Source organism: Frateuria defendens (genome assembly GCF_001182895.1).
GTDB lineage: Bacteria > Pseudomonadota > Gammaproteobacteria > Xanthomonadales > Rhodanobacteraceae > Frateuria_B > Frateuria_B defendens.
In genome coordinates, this window is record NZ_LFQR01000143.1 from 1 (window position 1) to 3,554 (window position 3,554).

General features: G+C 74.8%; 4 protein-coding genes. 1 reads left to right on the forward strand and 3 read right to left on the reverse strand.

The genetic code is table 11. The annotated features are described in order from the left end of the window. Positions 1–36: 36 nt before the first annotated feature. The 3 genes from ACH65_RS16320 to cdd all read right to left on the reverse strand — a co-directional run bounded on the left by ACH65_RS16320 (position 37) and on the right by cdd (position 2,001). Positions 37–948, reverse strand: a complete 912-nt coding sequence (locus ACH65_RS16320) for a 5'-3' exonuclease (protein WP_049623688.1) — start codon at positions 946–948, stop codon at positions 37–39. Then, complete coding sequence (locus ACH65_RS16325; protein ID WP_202594233.1) at positions 936–1,511, reverse strand: nitroreductase family protein; 576 nt, start codon at positions 1,509–1,511, stop codon at positions 936–938. The genes ACH65_RS16320 and ACH65_RS16325 overlap by 13 nt, the downstream gene beginning before the upstream one ends. Positions 1,512–1,581: 70 nt before the next feature. Next, positions 1,582–2,001 carry a cytidine deaminase gene (cdd, locus tag ACH65_RS16330; RefSeq protein ID WP_049623689.1) on the reverse strand — a complete coding sequence of 140 codons (420 nt, stop codon included), beginning with the start codon at positions 1,999–2,001 and terminating at the stop codon, positions 1,582–1,584. Between the two features lie 235 nt (positions 2,002–2,236). Here cdd and ACH65_RS16335 point away from each other — a divergent pair, with 235 nt between their 5' ends. Beyond that, positions 2,237–3,337, forward strand: coding sequence for an NAD(P) transhydrogenase subunit alpha (locus tag ACH65_RS16335; protein WP_049623690.1), 1,101 nt, complete (start codon positions 2,237–2,239; stop codon positions 3,335–3,337). Positions 3,338–3,554 lie beyond the last annotated feature (217 nt).

Sequence of the window (3,554 nt, forward strand, 5' to 3'; positions counted from 1 at the left end):
CCCGACTCCCGACTCCCGACGGCAGCGCCCGCCGCCTCAGCCCGCCAGCGCCCGCAGCCGCGAGCGGCTGAGCGGGCCGAAGCGCAGGCGCTCGCACAGCGCTTCCAGGCGCGACACGTCGCCGGGGCGGCGCAGCAGCGCGTCGGCGTGCGGCTCCACCGGCGCGTCCAGCGCGATGCGGGTGAGCCGGCGGTACAGCCGCGCCGCCTCGCCGTGCTCGCGCAATCGCGCGGCGCAGGCGGCGGCGCCGCGCAGGCGCAGGAACGGCACTTCCTCGACCCGGTCCAGCAGCGCGTCCAGGCTGCCGAAGTGGGCCAAAAGCGCGGCCGCGGTCTTGGCGCCGATGCCGGGCACGCCGGGGATGTTGTCCACCGCGTCGCCGCACAGCGCGAGGTAGTCGGGCACCTGGTGCGGGTGCACGCCCAGGCGCTCGTGCACGCCGGCCGGGCCCCAGCGCAGGTTGCGCGCGTAGTCCCATTGCTCGTCGCGCTCGCCGAGCAGCTGGCCGAAGTCCTTGTCGGCGGAGACGATCACGCTGGCGCGGCCATGCCCGCGCAGGTGCCACAGCGCGCTGCCGATCAGGTCGTCGGCCTCGAAGCTGTGGTCGATCAGCACCCGCACGCCGAGCGCCTCGGCCACCTCGCGGCACAGCACGAACTGGCGCTCCAGCGCCGGCGGCGGCAGCTCGCGGTTGGCCTTGTAGGCGGGGTAGATGGCGTTGCGGAAGGAGCTGGTGAGCGAGGCGTCGAAAGCCACCGCGACGTGGTCGCTGCGGGTTTTCTCCAACAGTTCGCACAGGAAGCGGGTGAAGCCGTGCACCGCATTGACCGGATGGCCGTCGGCGTCGTGGAACTCGTCCGGCATCGAATGCCAGGCGCGGAACACGTACAGGCTGCCGTCGATCAGGTGGGCCGCTTCGGCGGCGTGCGGCGCGCTCACGGCGTCCACGTGCTGAAGAGGTCGTCCAGCGCGGGGCGGTCGCGCTCGGGCACGTCGATCTGCGGCGTGCCGATGTGCACGAAGCCGACCACCTGCTCGTTGGCGGCGAGGCCGAGCAGCGCCGCCACCTCCACGTCGTAGGCCGCCCAGCCGGTGAGCCACTGCGCGCCGTAGCCCAGCGCCTGCGCGCCGAGCAGCAGGTTGTAGGCCACGCAGCCGGCGCTGAGCTGCTGCTCGATCGCCGGCACCTTGGGGCTGGGGTGCACACGCGCCACCACCACGAGCACCAGCGGGGCGAAGGCGTAGCGGGTGCGCTCTTTTTCCTGCGCGGCCTCGGACATGGCCGGGTCGCGCGCCAGCGCGCGCGCCGCGAGCCGTTCGCCGAAGACGTGCTTGGCCTCGCCGCTCAACTCGATCAGCCGGAACGGTTCCAGCTTGCCGTGGTCGGGCACGCGGATCGCCGCTTCCAGCAGGCTGTGCAGCGTGGCCGCGTCCGGGCCGGGGGCGCCGAGCTGGCGCGAGGGAACGGAGAGGCGTTGGCGGAGCAGGTCGAACGGAGCGGGCACGGGCATGGTGCGGATCTTCGGCGCAAAGCGGTCATGGTAGCGCGTGCGGGCGGCCGGGCCGCCCGTGGCGCATCGCCTAGCCCGGGCGGAAGTCGCGGAAGGCGCCGGGCAGCAGGGCATCGACGGTGGTCGTGTGCGTGTGGCCGCGCAGGCAGCCCAGCAGCACCGGCATGGCGGCGTCGCACAGCTCGGCCATCACCTGGCGGCAGGCGCCGCAGGGCGCCACCGGGTCGGGCGTGTCGGCGATCACCGCCAGCGCCACGAAGTCGCCGGGGCGACAGCCGGCGGCGACGGCGGCGAACAGCGCAGTGCGCTCGGCGCAGTTGCACAGGCCGTAGGCCGCGTTCTCCACGTTGCAGCCGCCGAAGCGGCGACCGTCGCGGGTTTCCACCGCGGCGCCCACCTTGAAGTTGGAATACGGCGCCCAGGCCTTCTCCCGCGCCTCGCGCGCCAGCGCGAGCAGGGGGGGCAGAGCAGGATCGGTCGTGACGGACATCGGATCTCCATGGCGATCCGGCCGCTGCCGCGTGCAGTCGTTGCAGCGCGGGCATGGCGTTGCGGCCGGCGGGCCAGTCTGCGCCAGCGCGCCGCGGCGGCGCAAGCCGGCGGGCCGCGCGGTGCGTGACGGCCCGTCGCTGGCCCGGCCGCGTGCGTGCGCCGTCGCTCGCGCAGGCTATCGGGAAAGCGGAAACAGGCCCTAGGATGCGGGCACCATCCGCGAGGGGTTGCCGATGCCGATCACCGTGGCCGCATTGAAGGAAACCGCCGCCGGCGAGCGGCGCGTGGCGATCACACCGGAAACCGCGAAGAAGCTGCATGCGTTCGGCGTGCGCGTGCTGCTGGAGCACGGCGCCGGCGCGGAGGCGGGCTTTCCCGATAGCGCCTACGCGGAGGCGGACTTCGCCGATGCCGACGCCGTGCTGGCCCAGGCCGACCTGCTCGCCTGCGTGATGCCGCCGCCGGACGCCGTCTACGAGCGGCTGCGCGAGGGCGCGGTGGTGGCCGGCCAGCTGCGTCCCTACGGTGCGGCGGCGCGCATCGTGGCGCTGGGCCGGCGACGCCTCACCGCCTTCGCGCTGGAGCTGCTGCCGCGCACTGCGCGCGCGCAGGCGATGGACGTGCTGAGCTCGCAGGCCGCGGTGGCCGGCTACCGCGTCATGCTGATCGCGGCGGAGGCGGCGCCGAAGCTCTTCCCCATGCTGACCACCGCCGCCGGCACCTTGCGCCCCGCGCGCGTGCTGGTGATCGGCGCCGGCGTGGCGGGCCTGCAGGCCATCGCCACCGCGCGCCGGCTGGGCGCGCAGGTGGAGGGCTACGACGTGCGGCCGGAGACGCGCGAACAGGTGGAATCGCTGGGCGCGAAGTTCCTCGACCTCGGCGTCAGCGCCGCCGGCAGCGGCGGCTATGCGCGCGAGCTGTCGGCGGCGGAGCGCGCCGCGCAGCAGCAGGCGCTGGCCGAGCACCTGAAGGCGCTCGACGTGGTGGTGAGCACCGCCGCGGTGCCGGGCCGGCCGGCGCCGGTGATCCTCACCGCGGCGATGGTCGAGGGCATGAAGCCGGGCGCGCTGATCGTGGACCTGGCCGCCGAGAGCGGCGGCAACTGCGCGCTGACCCGGCCGGGCGAGCGGGTGGCGCACGGCGGCGTGACCATCCTCGGCCCTCTCAACCTACCGGCCGGCGCGCCGCTGCACGCCTCGGAGATGTACGCCCGCAACCTTTGCCACTTCATCGCGCCGATGCTGGCGGACGGCGCGCTGCGTCCGGACTTCGACGACGAGCTGGTGGCGAAGACCTGCATCAGCCGCGACGGCGAACCGTACTTCCGCGGCTGAGCGGCCGCGACGAAAACGCCCCGCGAGGGCGGGGCGTCGGAGGGTTCAGAGCTCGTCGTCGTCCGGCGGCGGAGGCGGCGGGCGATGGCCGGGCGGCGGGGGCGGCGGGGGCGGCAGCGCGTCGCCGGGGCCCAGGTGCTGGACCCATTGCCGGCGCTGTTCCGGCGTCTGGTCGTGCCATTGGCGCATCAGCTGGTCGCGCTGCGCCGGCGGCAGC